This window comes from Borreliella chilensis (genome assembly GCA_000808095.1).
Taxonomy (GTDB): domain Bacteria; phylum Spirochaetota; class Spirochaetia; order Borreliales; family Borreliaceae; genus Borreliella; species Borreliella chilensis.
In genome coordinates, this window is sequence record CP009910.1 from 409,155 (window position 1) to 425,204 (window position 16,050).

Genomic DNA, 16,050 nt, shown 5'->3' on the forward strand with positions numbered 1-16,050 from the left:
AATTTTACTTATTAAAAAACAATCATCTAAAATTAAATACAATTAAATACTTTTTATTAAAGGAACGTAAAGCTCACAAAAAATGAGAAAAGAACTCATTATACTTTTACTGCTATTGCAAATAATAGCAAATTTAAATTCAACCAAGACCGATACAATCGATTCAATAGTAAAAGAATTGCAAAAAAATTTATACACTTTCAATAGCAAGGAATATCAAAGCAATAAAGACACTTTAAATAACTTTATAAATTCAATAAACATAAATGACAAAAAAACCTTACAAAATCTAGGAAAAATTAAAAATGCTCTTTTTATAACATCTGCATTTTTAAACAATAAAAAAGGCGTTTTAATTGCGCTAAATCTTGGAGCAGAAATAAACTTTAAATATAAAATATCTCCAATTTCAATTTCAATAATAAATAATGAATTTGAAATAATAAAAATATTGGTAGATTATGGGATTAACCTTAATCAAATAGACGAAACCGGTCATTCTCCAATATTTTGGGCAATATATACTAATAACGAAAAAGCATTTGAATTTTTAAAAGAAAGCGGAGCTGACTTAAGTTCTACACTTGAAAATAGAAAAACACCAATGCAAGCCGCAATAGAAACAGAAAATATAAAATTAATTAAGTCTCTAGCAAAGAAAAAAATCTACATTGATGACAAATACATAAAAGAACTTAAAACACTTAAAAACAAAGAAATAACTAGGATTCTAACAAAATAGAACACAAAATAAATTTAATACCCATCAGATACTTGAATATTTTTATCTTTATCAATAAGATCCTTATATATAAAAGATTTTTTAGCAAGCATTTCTTTTAAATTTTTAGAAAAGGGTAGATTTCTCCACATTACACCACGCACTAATTTCTCAAGCTTTTGAATTCCTTTGCTTTCTTTATCTATCCAAAGAAAATAATCTTCTAGAAAAAAATTTTTAACGTTTCCTTTTTTAATAAATTTAACATAATAATCGTAATATTGACCTGTAATTCCTGTTTCCATCCACCTGAAAGAAGCTTGCTCTTTCGCAAGTTCCCAAACAAAATCACCAATACCTAAAATAACAGCTTTTCTTAAATCTTTAGCATACATAGGTATTAATATTTTACCCCTACCATTTGCTCTATTCTTAACATCAATTGATTCCCAACAAATTCCTCTATCACCATAAGAAGGTATTAATATAAAATAAGGAACAACCCTAAGCAAATCCCCTCTATAAGTTCTTTGAAAAAGCCTAGGCTGAATATCTTCAATTTCCCAAACAAGCTGCATAATTCTTTCTCTGCTTCCAAAAAATTGAGGATTAGCAATCACATTGTTTCTTAAAAGAATAGGAAAATGATTGCCCCTTGGCCCTATTGCAAGCTTATTAGCACTTCTGATAACCTCAACCTCATCATGTGCAATAGTCGATTCAACAGACATCCCAATATTATTCATTTTATTTTGAATTTCAAAAAGCTCTCTGTTAGCATCTTCGATCTTATTGATAAAAACATTAATATCTCGATTCGACTTAATAAGGTCATCAACATAATCACCAGCAAAATTTAAAGGCTTGAGAATCGAATTAGAATAAGGACTTTGTACTCCATATTCAGGCATATAGATTAAATCATTATGACTATCATTTGAAAATAAAAATTCAAACATACTTCTTAACTTACAAAGAGCCTCTTCCCTAATCTTACCGGTTCTCTTAAGACTGCTTTTTGCAAAATCAATATTTGCTAAAAGTTTTTCTTTCTTATTAAGTAAAATTTTTTTCATATCTTCTTCTTTAAGACTATCCATCGGCGAATCAGTTGCCAATCTACTAAGCTTAAAACTATTAACACCATAAAGCCATTCATCAAAATAAATAAAAGACTCATTATAATGATTGTCCCAAATAGTTTTTGAAATTAATAACTGAATTTCAGACCCAAGTGCATTTGGAATAAGAGCAGCAAATCTAAATAAAATTTTCTGCTCCATTGTTAATGTTGAAATGTTTTTTGCAATCGATCTGAGAAAAGACCAATAAATGCTAATTACTTGATTATACCTTAAAACCCTATCAACCTCTTCTGACTGAGGATTTAAATAATCTACTAAAACTTTATGAAGCTTAAGACCAATTTCCTTATTACTTGAAATAAGATTCTTATAAAAATCTTTAGTGAAAAATTGCTTATCATGCTCCTCTAAAGTCAAAATATTAGGCAATCTTGAATCTAAATCTGTATCTACATAATCAGGATATTTATACAAACAACCCCCAAAAACACCCAAAAGCAACACAACAGCACATGTACAATTGTAACTCTAAAGTTTATATTTACAAAAAAATTTAGTACTATTTATTATATACAGTATCTTTAAATCTCTGAAAGGAGAAGCCATATGAACGTAAAAATCAATTTTTTTTTCACTCTGCCCATCGGAATCTTTTTGGGATTGTTTTTCCCTCTTGGAATTTATAGTTCTTTATCCCATGCTTTTATCAGATTGTCATACCTATCTCTTGTTCCTTTTTTGATATTTTCAATTCCATTAGGAATTGAAAATATCATTGAAAATAAAAACTTTAAAAACCTCTTTAATAAAACCATTTATTATGGGATTTTGATTAACTTGTCTGGAGTTGCTGTATCAATAACAGCTGCAATAATATATCTCCCACAAAGAATTCCAATACTAGAAAAAAACATACAAAACACATATTTTTTTGAAAAAGAGGCTTTATTAGAAACATTTTTCCCAAAAAATATTTTCAAAATATTTACGTCTAGCAATCCAAATCTACTAAGCATCTATATGATTTCAATAATAATAGGCATCAGTTTTTATTATGCAAAACAAAAAGGCAGAATAGCTAGAGAGCTAATGCTAAGCGCATCTAATCTTTTTTACCATACAAATGGATTTATTGTAAATATACTAAATGTAGGAATTATTTTTATAGCAGCAGATTACACCACAAACTTGAAAAGCTTTAAGGATTATCAAAATTATACAAATAGCATAACATTCTTTTTGGTATGGACAATTATCATTTTATTCGTAATATTACCAACAATTAGCTATAGATTAACAAAAAGCTTTGGTATGGTATATAAAGGAATCTTTGCATCATTTCAAAACATAATATTTTCAGGATTAACAAAAGACTCTTATTCCCCTTATGCCATATTAATAGAAAATATTAAAAATGAAAGAATAAACATAAAAAAATCTATAATTATTAATATACCTTTAATAAATTTTGTTTCTAAATTTGGGACTATTTTTATTTCAGTAATATCATTCTTTATAATTTTGAAATCATACTCCAGCTTACCTATTTCAATATATGAAATAAGCTACATGAGCATTTTATCATTTTTCTTTGTCTTTGCATTTCCTCATATACCAAATAGCTTGATTTATGTAATCACAATGCTTTGCTCTACTTATACAAAAGGAATAGAACTAAATGTTTCTAATATCACGCCAATGCTACCAATATTAACCTCATTAGCTTTAATGATAGACTTCGCTTTTAATATTGCAATCATTCATATAATAAACTTTAAAGAATTAAAAGAACAATAAAAAAATAATTAAAGCTAAACAAATCAATAAGATTTGGCAAACAAAACAAAATATTTGGCTTTAGAAGAGCAATAAATACAAGTCATGCCTGTTAAATCTTTAGTTTTAAAATCATCAGGAATACACCTTATTGTGGCTTTAGTTTCATTCTTAATAATATTTTCACAATTCAAGTCACCGCACCAACAAGAAAGCACAAATCCAGAATAATTATTCACATGAGCTTTGAACAACTCATAACTATCTTTTCCGCTTCTAAAAATCTCTTTAGTATTTAGGGTTCTAAAATTTAATGCTCTTTTAAATAAATCTTTTTGCATCGAATCGAGTTCTCTCCTAATATTGTTGACAAGAAAATCAAGTGACATTTGATACTTAAACTTCCTATCTTTGTCTCTTCTTGCAATAGTAACAGAATTTAAAAGAACATCATTTATTCCTACTTCAAGACGTATTGGAATGCCTTTAAACTCAGCAGATGAAAATCTAAATCCTGGAGAAGTTCTAATATCCTTATCAATCTCAACTCTAAATTGTGCTTTTTTTAAAGTATGCACAATGCAGTTAGAATAATCCAAAATTTTTTTATTAATTTCATCTTCTTTTTTAAAAATGGGAAGAACAATAATTTCTATTGGAGCAACACGAGGCGGCAAAATTAAACCTTTCTCATCAGAATGAACCATAATCAAAGCGCCAATCAATCTAGTAGAAACACCCCAGCTACTAGCAAATACATACTTCATCTCACCATCTTTGTCTTGAAATTTTACATCAAATGCCTTTGCAAAATTCAACCCCAAATAATGAGATGTCGCAGCTTGAAGGGCTTTTTTATCTTGCATCAATGTCTCAATTGAATAAGTAGAAACAGCCCCTGCAAATTTTTCCTTTTCGGATTTTTTACCACAAAAAACTGGAATAGCTAAATAATCTTCTATAAATCTTTTATATACATTTAAAATAAGTAGAGTTTCTTCTAATGCCTCCTCCTCAGTAGCATGGGCAGTATGTCCTTCTTGCCATAAAAATTCCGTAGTACGCAAAAAAGGTCTTGTTCTTTTTTCCCAACGAATAACATTTGCCCATTGATTAATTTTAATAGGAAGATCCCTGTATGACTTGATCCACTTACTATACATGTTCCAAATAATTGTCTCAGAAGTGGGCCTTAAAACCAAAGGCTCTACTAAGCTCTCTCCACCAGCATCCTTAATAATAGCAAATTCTGGTGAAAATCCATCAATATGATCCTTTTCTTTTTCTAAAAACCCATAAGGAATAAGCATAGGAAAATAGGCATTTTCATGTCCTGTCTCTTTAAATTTTTCATCAAGTATGCTTTGGATTTTGCTCCAAATAGAATATCCATAAGGCATAATCACCATGCATCCTTTTACAGGACTGTAATCAGCAAGTTTTGCTTTTTGAACTATGTCTAAATACCATTTAGAATAATCATCTTCTTTTGATGTTATAAAATCACTCATACATCATCCTTAATAAAATATTATACTTCTTCAAAACTATCAATAATCATTATCAATATTTTTTAACTTCAACCATAAAGCGCTTGTATTTATTCCCAGAAGAATTTAGCATAGTTTTTTCCAAAACAAAAACAATCCCATCTTCATTTGGGAATAAAACAATTTCCCTTATTTTGTAATCAATAACATTTTTTCTATAATAATTTCCTCTTCCAACAGTCAAATGTTTTGCTAAAGTTGAATTACAGTATCTAACAGATAAAAAAATATTAAAAGAAGAAGAAAGTTCTTGAGAGTTAATATCCTTATTTATAAAAATTTGATATTCATTTCCTGTTTTAAAATCAATAAAATTTAAAAAATCTGTTTCTGAGATTCCACTATTAACATAAAAATAAATTTCTCTTCCTCTTCTTAAATGATTTATTTTAAATTCTTTAACTTTAAAGTTGATTATCTTTAAAAGCTCATAAAGACTTTTATCATAACTGTCTGAATACTCAATGTACTCTTTAAAAATTCTAGAATGCATTCCAGAATCCGCAAAATTATTTTTAATAGTATCAACAAAGTATACAGCAGAATAATAACATCTATTTTCAAACCCATACTCGCCAAACATAAAATGTTGATCATTATTAGAGAATCCTAAATTTTTAAAAAAAACATTTTCTGAAAACCCTAATAAAAAATAAAAAAAATAAAAAAAAACGATATACAGTTTAACCATAAGCTTTTTACAAGTTTAATAACAGCAAATTATATACTAAACTTATTTATATTTGAATTAGCCTTTTATTTATATTTGAATTAGCCTTACATTAAAATAATATCAAACAGTATTTCAAATTCAAAACTTTGATATATTATTTGTTTATAGATTAAAAATTTAATATTCAAATTTTTGGGATAAATTTTTGAACGAACTGGTCAATAATTTAAAATTAGCTTTAAAAAGCTTTAGGCAAATAAAGTTTTATTGCAAGTGCTTTAAAACAAGTCCTTACACTAAAACTTATTTAATGCAAATTCATCAATTTATACTTTTTTTAAAAATCAAAAACTCAAGGCAAAAATATCTTGCAGAAGATCTTATGCAAATAAACAACAAGATTAACAGCAATATCAAGTCAAGTAGTATAATAGTACCCGTGATTGTAATTAAAAATTTTTTGATAAACAAAGCAATAAAAAATTTAACAATAAAGTTTTGCTATCAAAATAAACAAAAAAATATTGATGTTTTTAATTTCTCACGCTTTATTAAAAATATTTTAAAGACAATATCTAAAGTTGGATATAAAAAAGGAGAATTTCAATGAGAATGCTATTAGCAACAATAATACTTATATTAACAACAGGCTTATTAACTGCCCAATCGAAAAGCAAAGCTATGGCCGAAGATGATTTTGACTTTGAGAAACTTCTTGCAAAAGAAGAGTCTGTGCGTCGTTTATTTGGCATAGGCTTTGGGGTTGGATATCCTCTTACAAACATTACAATATCTGTTCCATACGTAGACATAGACGTTGGATACGGAGGATTCATAGGGCTTAAACCTAACAACTTCATGTCATATGTTATTGTGGGAATAGATCTCTTATTTAAAGATGAAATACATAAAAACACCATGATTTCAGGTGGCATTGGAATAGGTGCAGATTGGTCAAAAGGAAGTCCTGAAAAGTCGGGTGAAAAAGCTGACGATGAAGAAGAAAGTGAAATTCAACAAGCAAATTCTCTTCAAAATAGAATAGGAGTTGTGATAAGGCTACCATTGGTGATAGAATACAGCTTTCTTAAAAATATTGTGATTGGGTTTAAAGCTGTTGCTACTATTGGAACAACTCTACTATTTAGCAGCCCAATGTCATTTGAAGGAGCTAGATTTAATTTTTTAGGCACAGGCTTTATAAAAATATATATATAATGGAGAATAAATGATAAAAAATTTTAAAAAAATGTATATTTTAACATTAATATTAGGTGTAATTCACCTTTCTTTTGCATCTGACAATTACATGGTCAGATGCAATAAAGAAGAAGATTCAACCACTTGTATCGCAAAACTTAAAGGCATAAAAGAAAAAAAAAGTTATGACTTATTTTCAATGGGCATTGGTATAGGAAATCCTATTGCAAATATTATAATTACAATTCCTTATGTCAATATTGATTTTGGGTACGGAGGCTTTATTGGTCTTAAGTCTAACAATTTTGAAAATTATCTAAACGGCGGAATAGATATTATTTTTAAAAAGCAAATTGGACAATACATGAGAATCGGTGGGGGTATTGGAGTAGGTGCAGATTGGACAAAAGCATCCCTTATACCTCCTGATGAAGACGAAGAGGTTAACTATGAGAGAATAGGCGCTGTTGTAAGAATACCTTTTGTAATGGAATACAACTTCGCAAAAAACTTATCCATAGGATTCAAAATTTACCCTGCACTAGGACCAACAATACTGTTGACAAAGCCAAGCATTTTATTTGAAGGAATTAAATTCAATTTTTTTGGATTCGGATTCATAAAATTTGCATTTAATTAGACAAATAATTAAATTGGCAATTTAAAATTAAGCTTACATAAAGCAAGCTTAATTGCAATCAAAACCAGCAATAAAAGCTTGACCATCCCCATTGACAAGCAAATTTTCAGCTTTTTTGCCTATAAAAACACTCTCACCTCTCTTAAGATCTAAGGATTTATTTATATTTACACAGCCATCTAAAACTAACAATATCATTGCACTATTTCTCCTGATACAAATGCTCTCATTTATTTTTTTTTGAATTAATTTCAAATTAGTATTTGGAAGTCTAAATACACTAAAACCATTTTGAAAATCAGGATTTAAAAATGAAAATTTCCCCTCCTCGAATTGACCAACTCTCAACATCTCCTCTTTATCAATATACTTAGTAGTAAGACCAGCCCTAATAACATTGTCAGAATTAGTCATAAGTTCAATACAGTCCCCTCTAAGATATGCATGAACCTCTTGACTATTTGTATAAACAACTTCTCCTGATTTTAGCTTTAAGATATTCATGCCCAAAAATACTAAAAGGCCAACATCTATACCATAAATATTGTAAATTTCATTAAACCAATAGCTTCTAAGATTATCAATAAGCTCCAAATTTTTTAAAATTTTTACAATAATCTCCTCAAGTTCATGCCTTTGAAAGGCAAAAATAGTCTTTACAAAGTCTTTGTGTGATTTAAAGTCGAAATTTAATTTCAAAATATCACAAATTTTTCTAATCTCCTCCAAAGGCAAAAAGCCCTTAAGAGCATAAAAATCACTCAAGGCATAAACAAGTTCAATTTTGGGGTTTTTATCTTTATATATCCTTTTAGGATCATTAATATCTACCCCATTATTATTTTCTGATTCGTACCCTTTCAAAGCAATGTCTTTAGAAGGATGTATTTGAATAGACAAAGGCTTATTTGCAGACAACACCTTAAATAAAAAAGGAAATTCAGCATCACATCCTAAAAGCTCTTTATGAGCTTCCAAAAAATCACTTAAAAGCACATATTTATCCTCATATAAAATCTTACTAGAGAATGTCTTGTGCGCTCCAAGCCACATTTCAGCCTTAGGTTTCCCATCAATCTTATCACCTAAAAGGTGAGGAATAAAACTAATCCCTCCCCAATCATATTCTTTAATATCATTTTTCATTAAAAAAATATTATCTTTATTCATTCAGATTCCTTTAATTTTAAAGATTTCAAAAAAATTACCAAAGCTGTTGCAACTGCAACTCCAACAACAATTGCAATAATAAACTCAAATTTATTATCAACAACAGGAAGCACTATTGGTCCTCCATGGGGAGCATGATTAGCAACACCTAAAAAAGCTGCAATAATGCTTGATACAGCTCCTCCTACCACTACCGAAGGAATTACTCTTCCAGGATCACTAGCAGCAAAAGGTATAGCTCCCTCACTAATACCAATAAATGAAATTAAAAAGGCTATTTTGCCCGATTCTTTCTCTTCATTCTCAAACAACTTAGGTGCCAAAAAAGTAGCAAGACCCATAGCCATAGGGGGAACAGGAATTGCTGCTGCCACCATTCCCATTATTTCTGGTACTTGAGGGATTAGTCCTACACCAAAAAGAAATGCTACCTTATTAAAAGGCCCCCCCATATCAATAGTTATCATTGAGCCTAGTACTAAGCCTAAGAAAATTTTACCCAACACACCAAACGTTTCTGAATTACTCTGTAGGGATTTAAGTCCACTCTCAAGTACCCCCATAAATTCTCCAATATAAACACCAACATATAACATAAAAAAGCCAACAATAATAGTGCTTATTAGTGGAATTACAAATATAGGCATTACAGGCCTTAACCACTCAGGAACAGATCTCTTTGCCAAAAACTTTGCGACATAACCTGCAAGAAACCCCGCAAATATTGCACCCAAAAAACCTGCTTTTACATTCCCAGATATTACTCCACCAACAAGACCGGGAGCAAGACCAGGTTTATCAGCAATTGCCATCGAAATAAAACCAGCAAGTACGGGCAGCATCATTCCAAAGGCAACAGAACCAATGTCTGCAATTTGTTTATAAAACGGATGATCAGAAAAATTAGGACCATCAGGCCCAATCCCAACAAAAGCAATACTAAGAGCAATTAAAATTCCCCCACTTGCAACAACAGGGATCATTGGAGATACTCCACTCATTAAATATTTATAAAAACTGGCTTTGCCTGTTGCAGTAGAACTTTTAGAGCTACTACTAACACTAGAATCTTGATTGCAAAAAAATACTGGAGCATTAAATGCCTCTTTAATAATATTTTCTGTATTGTTTATCGCCTTTACAGTTGAAACCTTATAAACCCTTTTCCCCTCAAATCTCTTTTCATCAACATCCTTATCAACAGCAAGTATTACAATAGCCGCATTCCTAATTTCTTCTTCTGTTAAGGCATTTTCAATACCAATAGACCCTTGAGTTTCGACCTTAATGTCGTAACCTTGCTTTTTAGCCTCACCCTCAATTTTCTTTGCTGCAATGTATGTATGAGCAACTCCAACAGGACAAGCAGTTACGGCCACTATTTTTTCTGACTTTGTAGCTCCAAAAATCTCTTCTTTAGAATTTCTTTCAACATTTTCTATATAATAATAAATGTCATCAGCAGTAACAATCCCATTTAAAGCATTTTGAAAAGCATCATCTTCAAAAAGTTTAGCTATAAACGCAATCGACTTGAGATGATCATTGCCTTGCTGCTTTTTTGACATACAAATTAAAAATATTAAATTAACAGGAGGATTTTCTTCAGACCACTTAACTCCAGCTCCTTTTATGTAAAGCAATGAAATAAAACTGGTCTTAACAACATCTCCTATAAAATGAGGAATTGCAACTCCATTTTCCCAAGAAGTGTCGCCTAGTTTCTCTCTATCAAGAATTCCTTTAAGAAACTCACTTTTACTGTCTATATACCCCTTACCATTGACTTTTTCAACTAAAAAATCAATTACATCTTCTTTTGAATTTACTTCGGGCAAAATAAATACAAGATCTTTTTTCAAAAAATTAAAAAACATAAATGCAGTCTCCTAGCAATTAAACATATTGTATAATATACAATAAAATAGCATAATCCAGCCACTTAGTATAAAAATATTTTTATACTAAAAATCAAAATTCAACTTGAATACATATTATAATTATTGAAAAGACAAAACTATTTTTATATTATTTTAAATAATCTGCTTATGAAAAAAACTCCAAATATTTATATTTCCTTAGCTTTGCTAGCCATTTATACTTTAAATGCACTTGCAAACGAAGAAGATAATACTAATAAAAAAAACAATCAATCCGAACAAAGGTCCAATTTCTTTAGCTCAGAAAGAGGTTTCACCTACTCAACAGGAATTGGAACTGGAATTGGATTTTTCCTAAATTCAAATACCAAACATCTTATTTTTAGACCTTACTATACATTCTCTAGTAATAATTTTGATTTTCTAATCATTGCTATGATACTAATAAAGGAAAATCTTAATAATATTTCTAAAAAAATGCAATACTTTACATCTTACATTGGAGGAGGAATAAACTGGCACATTGCAAACCTAATTAAAAAAACAAAATATTTTTCCTCTACCATTGGCATAGGTAGTCGTTTTTACTTATCTACAAACCTTATAGGAGACATTCAATTTTATGAAAAGTTGCCTTATATACTAGAGCCTTATATATTTATTGAACTTTCTACAAAAAAGTTAATCCCTTTAATGGGATTAGACTTTAAAATTGATTTCTTATTTTTAGATACATTTAACATTTCTTTTAACTTTACTATTAGATATAATTTTAAGGTCGAAAAAGAGAAATAAATATGAAAAAAAACTCAAAATTTTTTCTTTATTGCTATATTTTATGTTTAACAGGATTTTTATTTTTTTCCTTAAATCCAAAAGCACTAAAACAAATTAAACACAAAATTTATAATTATTTAGAAATAATAGAAAATAAATACATTAACATTACAAAATCTATTCCAATAAAAGAATCCCAGTTAATACCAAAAGGATATCTTACCACCCAAATAATAAGTAAAAAACACTATACTTTAGGGTACGCTGAAAGCGCAAGACAATCCGAATGGGCTGCTTATCCTCTTAAAAGAGAAATGGTAGAACTAGCATTAACCTTGCTAAAATCAAAAAAAATTAAAAGGAGTCCTAAATTCTTTGAAGATACAAATATCAAAGGAATTTCCCCAAAACTTAAAGATTACTTTAAAAGTGGTTACGATAGGGGTCATATAGTAAATTCTGCTGACATGTCTTTTTCTGAGAATGCAATGAAAGATACATATTTCTTATCAAATATGTCACCTCAAAAAAGCGAATTTAATTCTGGAATTTGGCTAAAACTTGAAAAATTAGTAAGAGAATGGGCAATCTTAAAAGGATATATATATATTATTAGCGCTGGAATTTTAACAGAGAATAAAGGATTTATTGGAAAAAACAAAATTTTGGTACCTAAAAATTTTTATAAAATAGTGTTAGCAATTAACAATAATAATTTTTATGATATAATCTCTTTTATTATCCCAAATGAAAAAGCAAAAGACTTAGATTTAAAAAATTACATCGTTAATGTCGATTCAATTGAAAAAAAAACAAAAATAGATTTTTTTGAAAAACTTGATTCAAAAATTAAAAAAAATATTAAAAAAATACAAAACACACATTCTTGGAAGTTTAAATGAAATCAATATTTACAAAATTAAACATTTCTATTAATCTTTTTCTCTTTATAATTTTTATTTTAGCAATGCTAGTTATACTGATTTTTTCTTATAAAATAAAATATAATGAAAATTATCAAAATTATTTTCTAGAAATTTACAATAATAATTTTATACTATTGATTAATAAGTTTGTCATCTTTGTTATTGGAATCTTAGGCTCACTATGGGCATATATTAACTATAAAAGAACCAATAATATACAATTTATACTTTTTTATTGCTTTATTAGTTCGTATACATTAGAACCTATTTTGATCTCTGAAGATTTTTTTTTAAAAAATAATCTAAATTCAAATTATTACTTATTTACAAAATTTATCCTTTTTATTAATGCTTTTTCATTATTAAACTTATTTTTTTTAAGCTTATATATATGTGACTTCAAAATTAAATCGATACATTATACAATTTACATTATTTTGACCTTTGCCTGCATATATAGTTATACAATGCCTATTAATTCATACGAAAATAGCCAAGACTACAGCATTCTTAAAATCGAAAGTACAAAATTTTATATAAACGCATTCTTGTTGCTTATTTCAACAAACTTCCTAGTAGCCTTTTTAAGGAAAAAAAATTTTGACTATTTTTTCCTTTTTATTTCAATGATTTTAATAGTAAGCGGAATTTACTTAAATTTACTTAAAATACCCTACTCCTTTCTACCAATCTCAATAGGAATACCAATCTACTTAAAAAAATCAAGAAAAATTTTCTTTCACTGGTTATAAAAAATAAATGTCAAAAAATACGACGAAGCTGAAACAACAAGTGGTAAAAATAAATTGTCATAATTTGCATCAAAAAGCTCTACTAATGCTGCTAAAATTCCTAAAATTAAAGCTGGCGTTAAATAGGGAAAAAAATAATAATATGAAAAAAAAGTAACGAAAAATACAACAAAGCTGCCAGAAATCGTTTTATTATTGACAAGCTTAAAAGAAGGAACTAGCTTACCAGCAAGGCTTGCAAATCCATCGCCAAGACATACTGAGAATATCCCAATATAATTAAAAGGCTCCATAGCAAAGCAATATGATACCAATATGCCTAAAAACAAATAAACAGGCGAAAAAGATACTTTATTAGGCAATATTTTCCTTGATCTTAATATTATATCTGAAATATTTTTAAAAAAAAGTAATTTTTTTTCGGTAATCCTAAAAATTTCAGAACTTAAATATAAAATCATAAAAAGTAAATTAGAAACAATCCCTATCCAAAAATTTATTCCATAAAAAACTAAAACTATTAAGCTAAAAATATGAAAAAATTTTCTAAAAATTTCATACTTGATATCCTCTCTAAGAATTATTCTTTTAACCTCATCAAACATCATTCAATCTTCTTTAACACGATATTAAATAGATCCCAGTTTATTTTTATAGTATCCATTAAACTTTCCTATTTATTGCATCACTAACAAAACTAAATTAAAAAACATAAAAGCCTTTTTGAAAACCCATATCTTATAATAGAATTACTTATATTGATTTTACAATTTTTTTCAAAAAAAATATTCTTACCTAGAAATTTATTATAAATAGGCAATACTTATTTATAAAGAGAATAATTAAGCGGGTTCCTAAAAATGCTAGAAATTGAAAATAAACTGTTTTTAAAATTTTGCAACTTTATATATAACAATAGCGGAATGCGCTTTGATGAAAAAAATAAATTTATTCTTCAAAGCAGAATTAACGACGCAATACGGGAACTTGATCTTGAAACTCCATCGCAACTTTACAATCTAATAATTGGCGATAAATTAAAAAAAGAATATTTCTTGGATTTAGTAACAACTAATTTAACAAGATTTTTCAGAAATTCACTGCATTTTCAAACTTTTGAAAAATTTGTAATTCCTAATTTAATTAATATTAAAAACAAAGAAGAAAACAATAGGATTATTATATGGTCTGCAGGATGCTCAACAGGAGAAGAGCCTTATTCATTGGCATTCGTACTTAAATCAAAGCTTCCAAAAGGAATAGATTTTGTTATTATTGCTTCTGATTTAAGCTTAAAATCTTTAATGATAGCAAAAGAAGGGTATTACTCCTCAAACAAATGTGAAAATATTCCTAAAGAATATCGACACTATATATATTCGCATTCAAATGGATATAAAATTAAAAATGAAATTAAAAATCACATAAGATTTGATTATCATAATCTAAACTTTGAAAGCAATTTTTCACAAATTGATGTTATTTTTTGTAGAAATGTATTAATATACTTTGATGAAAAATCAAAAATCAAAGTACTTAAAAAATTTTACAATAACATGTCTAAAAACAGCTATTTATTTATAGGGCACTCAGAATCTCTTTTTGGACTTAATCTTCCTTTTAAATTTTTAAAAACTCCCTGGGCAATAATATATGAAAAAAAAGATACTGGCTATCCAAAAGAAAAATTTAAATTCCAAAATAAACATAAGTTATAATTTAACAAAAATTCAATAGGAAAAAATGTAATAATGGAAACAAAAATTTCTGTACTTATCATAGAATACTTTGCTGTAAAGAGAAAGCTTATGTCAGAACTTGTTAATTCATCTCCTCAGCTCCAAGTCATTGCAACTGCTTCTAATAGCAAATTTGCAACAAATAAGCTTAAAAAGCATAGCCCTGAAGTAATATTAATGAATTTAGAAGAAAACAATATTAAAGATATTATCTTTTTAGAGAAAAAAAACAATATAAACAAAACCATACCAATTATTGTCACATCTTCAAACCAAAACTTAATAAACATTGCAGCTTTAAAGGGCGCTGATGACCTTATATTGGTATCTAAAAATAAAAAATCGCATGAAAACATAAAAGACCAAATTATTAATTCTCTTCTAATCTATGGATCAATATCCATAAAAAACAAAATTGCTAACAATAAGGATATAAAAACAAAAAACTATGAAAAAGATAAATTTTCTTTAAATAGCAAAAATGACATTTTTTCATTAACTAAACTTGAAGAACATACAAAAGAAAAAATATTAAATGAAAAAGAAATAAAAAAACTTAAACTAAGAAAATTCGACATAATAGCAATTGGAGTATCAGCAGGGGGACCTGCAGCCTTAAAATCAATATTACCGGAAATCCCTGAAAGCTTTCCGCCAATAATCATTGTTCAACATATGCCTAAAGGATTTACAGAAGAATTTGCAAAAAACCTTAATAACCTTTGCAAAATAAACGTAAAAGAAACTACCAATAAAGAAATATTAAAACAAGGATATGCATACATAAGCTCGGGCGGATATCACACAAAAATCAAAAAAATCGACGGCAACTATCAAATACAAACCTTCGATGGCAAACATATAAATGGCCACAAACCATCTATTGGAGTATTGTTTCAATCTATTGCAGAGATTTCAAAAGATAAAGCGATTGCCCTAATAATGACTGGAATGGGAAACGATGGCTCAAGAGAAATTGGCGATATAAAAAAAGCTGGAGGACTAACTATTGCGCAAGACAAAGAAAGTTCCATGGTTTTTGGAATGCCAAAAATAGCAATAAAAGAAAATAATATAGACTATATCGTTCCACTAAACCATATGGTAAAATTATTAAAAGCTATACTAAATGATAGCTAAATTTTTCAAAACAAGGAATAC

The 16,050-nt window shown here is 28.1% G+C and carries 16 protein-coding genes; 10 read left to right on the forward strand and 6 right to left on the reverse strand.

From position 1 onward, the window contains the following. Positions 1 to 82 precede the first annotated feature (82 nt). Positions 83 to 742: an ankyrin gene (locus OY14_01965; GenBank protein AJA90220.1), complete on the forward strand. Its 660-nt coding sequence runs from the start codon at positions 83 to 85 to the stop codon at positions 740 to 742. 14 nt (positions 743 to 756) lie between these two features. Here OY14_01965 and OY14_01970 read toward each other — a convergent pair whose 3' ends face one another. Then, on the reverse strand, positions 757 to 2,310 hold the full coding sequence (locus OY14_01970; GenBank protein AJA90221.1) for a hypothetical protein: 1,554 nt from the start codon (positions 2,308 to 2,310) through the stop codon (positions 757 to 759). A 102-nt stretch (positions 2,311 to 2,412) separates the two neighbouring features. Here OY14_01970 and OY14_01975 point away from each other — a divergent pair, with 102 nt between their 5' ends. Beyond that, positions 2,413 to 3,603, forward strand: coding sequence for a glutamate transporter (locus OY14_01975; GenBank protein AJA90222.1), 1,191 nt, complete (start codon positions 2,413 to 2,415; stop codon positions 3,601 to 3,603). A 23-nt stretch (positions 3,604 to 3,626) separates the two neighbouring features. Here the strand turns inward: OY14_01975 and OY14_01980 are convergent, their stop codons facing one another. Then, positions 3,627 to 5,093, reverse strand: a complete 1,467-nt coding sequence (locus tag OY14_01980) for a proline--tRNA ligase (protein AJA90223.1) — start codon at positions 5,091 to 5,093, stop codon at positions 3,627 to 3,629. 52 nt (positions 5,094 to 5,145) lie between these two features. Then, positions 5,146 to 5,823: a hypothetical protein gene (locus OY14_01985; GenBank protein ID AJA90224.1), complete on the reverse strand. Its 678-nt coding sequence runs from the start codon at positions 5,821 to 5,823 to the stop codon at positions 5,146 to 5,148. A 187-nt stretch (positions 5,824 to 6,010) separates the two neighbouring features. Here OY14_01985 and OY14_01990 point away from each other — a divergent pair, with 187 nt between their 5' ends. Genes OY14_01990 through OY14_02000 form a run of 3 tightly spaced genes read left to right on the forward strand, consistent with a single transcriptional unit; the run spans position 6,011 to position 7,645 of the window. Further along, a complete protein-coding gene (locus tag OY14_01990; protein ID AJA90225.1) occupies positions 6,011 to 6,415 on the forward strand; it encodes a hypothetical protein in 405 nt (134 codons plus the stop codon). Continuing rightward, a complete protein-coding gene (locus OY14_01995; GenBank protein AJA90226.1) occupies positions 6,412 to 7,023 on the forward strand; it encodes a hypothetical protein in 612 nt (203 codons plus the stop codon). The genes OY14_01990 and OY14_01995 overlap by 4 nt, the downstream gene beginning before the upstream one ends. 10 nt (positions 7,024 to 7,033) lie before the next feature. Then, the gene (locus tag OY14_02000; GenBank protein ID AJA90227.1) at positions 7,034 to 7,645 is read left to right on the forward strand and encodes a hypothetical protein; all 612 of its coding nucleotides are present in this window, start codon (positions 7,034 to 7,036) and stop codon (positions 7,643 to 7,645) included. 48 nt (positions 7,646 to 7,693) lie between these two features. Here OY14_02000 and OY14_02005 read toward each other — a convergent pair whose 3' ends face one another. Both OY14_02005 and OY14_02010 read right to left on the reverse strand, forming a co-directional pair. Further along, on the reverse strand, positions 7,694 to 8,815 hold the full coding sequence (locus OY14_02005; GenBank protein ID AJA90228.1) for a mannose-6-phosphate isomerase: 1,122 nt from the start codon (positions 8,813 to 8,815) through the stop codon (positions 7,694 to 7,696). Continuing rightward, complete coding sequence (locus OY14_02010; protein AJA90638.1) at positions 8,812 to 9,816, reverse strand: PTS system fructose-like transporter subunit EIIC; 1,005 nt, start codon at positions 9,814 to 9,816, stop codon at positions 8,812 to 8,814. The genes OY14_02005 and OY14_02010 overlap by 4 nt, the downstream gene beginning before the upstream one ends. A 1,047-nt stretch (positions 9,817 to 10,863) precedes the next feature. On the opposite strand from OY14_02010, the gene OY14_02015 reads away from it, so the two are divergent. From OY14_02015 to OY14_02025, 3 genes are read left to right on the forward strand one after another with little or no spacing between them, the layout of a single operon-like run. Next, entirely contained in the window at positions 10,864 to 11,490 is a 627-nt protein-coding gene (locus OY14_02015; GenBank protein ID AJA90229.1) for a hypothetical protein, read from the forward strand. Positions 11,491 to 11,492: 2 nt separating this feature from the next. Then, positions 11,493 to 12,374, forward strand: coding sequence for an endonuclease (locus OY14_02020; GenBank protein ID AJA90230.1), 882 nt, complete (start codon positions 11,493 to 11,495; stop codon positions 12,372 to 12,374). Next, positions 12,371 to 13,150, forward strand: a complete 780-nt coding sequence (locus OY14_02025; protein ID AJA90231.1) for a membrane protein — start codon at positions 12,371 to 12,373, stop codon at positions 13,148 to 13,150. Before OY14_02020 ends, OY14_02025 begins: the two co-directional genes overlap by 4 nt. Here OY14_02025 and OY14_02030 read toward each other — a convergent pair. After that, the gene (locus OY14_02030) at positions 13,138 to 13,755 is read right to left on the reverse strand and encodes a membrane protein (GenBank protein AJA90232.1); all 618 of its coding nucleotides are present in this window, start codon (positions 13,753 to 13,755) and stop codon (positions 13,138 to 13,140) included. The genes OY14_02025 and OY14_02030 overlap by 13 nt on opposite strands. Positions 13,756 to 14,010: 255 nt before the next feature. On the opposite strand from OY14_02030, the gene OY14_02035 reads away from it, so the two are divergent. Together OY14_02035 and OY14_02040 are read left to right on the forward strand one after the other, a co-directional pair. Then, positions 14,011 to 14,868, forward strand: a complete 858-nt coding sequence (locus OY14_02035; GenBank protein AJA90233.1) for a chemotaxis protein CheR — start codon at positions 14,011 to 14,013, stop codon at positions 14,866 to 14,868. A 33-nt stretch (positions 14,869 to 14,901) separates the two neighbouring features. Next, complete coding sequence (locus OY14_02040; GenBank protein AJA90234.1) at positions 14,902 to 16,029, forward strand: chemotaxis protein CheY; 1,128 nt, start codon at positions 14,902 to 14,904, stop codon at positions 16,027 to 16,029. The last annotated feature ends 21 nt before the right edge of the window (positions 16,030 to 16,050 follow it).